Origin of the sequence: Methylobacterium sp. WL103 (genome assembly GCF_008039885.1) — a bacterium.
In the GTDB taxonomy this organism is placed as follows: Bacteria; Pseudomonadota; Alphaproteobacteria; order Rhizobiales; family Beijerinckiaceae; genus Methylobacterium; species Methylobacterium cerastii.
In genome coordinates this window covers 1-1,885 of record NZ_VRUX01000717.1, presented here as the reverse complement: position 1 = coordinate 1,885, position 1,885 = coordinate 1, and the positions used below count along the sequence as shown (strand labels likewise).

The 1,885-nt window shown below is 73.9% G+C and carries 1 pseudogene; it reads left to right on the top strand.

The annotated features are described in order from the left end of the window. A pseudogene (locus tag FV222_RS24605) lies at nucleotides 1-1,525 on the top strand (alpha-2-macroglobulin family protein); the annotation flags it as partial. Between the last annotated feature and the right edge of the window lie 360 nt (nucleotides 1,526-1,885).

The window sequence follows — 1,885 nt, the reverse complement described above, 5'->3', positions numbered from 1 at the left end:
CGCCGGGCGCGAGGTGCGCACGCTCGCGCCCGGCGCCGGCCTGCAGGTCTCCGGCGACCTGCTCGCCGACATCCTGCCCGGCACCGGCACGGTCTCGGTGGGGGCCTCGGCGCTGCCCGGGATCGACGTGCCGGCGCTGCTGCTGGAGCTCGACCGCTACCCTTACGGCTGCTCCGAGCAGGTGGTGAGCCGGGCGATGCCGCTGCTCTACGTCAACGCGCTCGCCGCCCGCGACCGGCTCGCCCTCGACGACAACGTCGACGCCCGGATCCGCGAGGCGATCGAGCGGGTGCTGTCGCGCCAGGATGCGAGCGGCGATTTCGGGCTGTGGTCGGCGCAAGGTTCGAACGACCTCTGGCTCTCGGCCTACATCACCGACTTCCTGACGCGGGCCCGCGAGCGCGGGTTCCCCGTCCCGCAGGTCGCGTTCGGCCAAGCCCTCGACCGCCTGCGCAACGCGGTCGCCAACACCACCGAGGTGCGCGACGGCGGCACCGACCTCGCCTACGCCGCCTACGTGCTCGCCCGGAACGGCCGCCCGGTGATGGGGGACCTGCGCTACCTCGCCGACACCAAGCTCGCCGACTTCGCCACCCCCCTCGGGCGGGCGCAGATCGCGGCGGCCCTGGCGCTGCTGGGCGACCGCGGCCGTGCGGCCAAGGCGATGGACTCGGCGCTGACGGCGCTGCGCTCCGAGCGGGACAAGCAGAGCTACCGCGCCGACTACGGCTCGCGCCTGCGCGACGGCGCCGGCCTGCTGGCGCTCGCCGCCGAGACAGGCTTCTCGCAGGCCGCGCTGACCCCGGTCTCCGCGGTCCTCACCGAGGAGCGCGCCTCGGGGCGGGTCACCAGCACGCAGGAGAACACCTGGATGGTGCTGGCGGCGCAAGGGCTGACCAAGGAGGCCGACGCGCTGTCCTTCACCGTCGACGGCGAGCCCCAGTCCGGCCCCCTGGCGCGCAGCTACAAGGCGGCGGCGCTGGAGCGCCCGGTGGCGATCGTCAACACCGGCCGGGCGCCGGTGCAGGTGGCGCTCAGTGTCTCCGGCAACCCGGTGACGCCGGAGCCGGCCGACGCGCGGGGCTACACGATCGAGCGGAGCTACCACCGCCTCGACGGAAGCGTCGTCGACCCCGCTCGCGGCATCCGCCAGAACGACCGCCTCGTGGTGGTGTTGAAGGTGACAGAGGCCAAGGCCAGCGCCGGCCGCCTGCTGCTGGTGGATCGCCTGCCCGCGGGCCTTGAGATCGACAACCCGAAGCTCCTCGACGCCGACGGGCTCAGCGGCCTGGCCTTCGCGAAGTCCGACGTGCAGCCGGTCCACACCGAGTTCCGAGACGACCGCTTCGTGGCCGCCTACGACCGCGCCCCCGAGCAATCGGCCTTCTTCACCGCCGCATACACCGTGCGCGCGGTCTCGCCGGGCACCTACGTCCACCCGGCCGCGACGATCGAGGACATGTACCGCCCCGAACGCTTCGGCCGCACCGCGTTCGGCTCCGTCGAGATCGGGGCGGCGAAGTAGGGATGGCGGACGAGCGAGACCCGGTGGCGCGCGCGGCTCCCTCTCCCATGGGGAGAGGGCTGGGGTGAGGGGCGTGACCTCTCCGGATAGACCTGACCCCTCACCCCAACCCTCTCCCGCTCGGGAGAGGGGGCCTGCGGGTCGTCCGGCATCCGCGCGGGCCCGACCCACCCGACGATGGCTGCTTGCCGGCCTCGCGCTCCTCGTCGTCGTGGCGGCGGTTCCCCTCCTCGCCCTCTGGCGCTTCGCGGCGACGCTACCGCCCCTCGACCTGACGCAGGCTGACCTCCGCTCGACCATCGTCGTCGACGCGCGCGACACCCTGCTGCGCCCGTTCGCCACCCCGGACGGGCGCAGCAG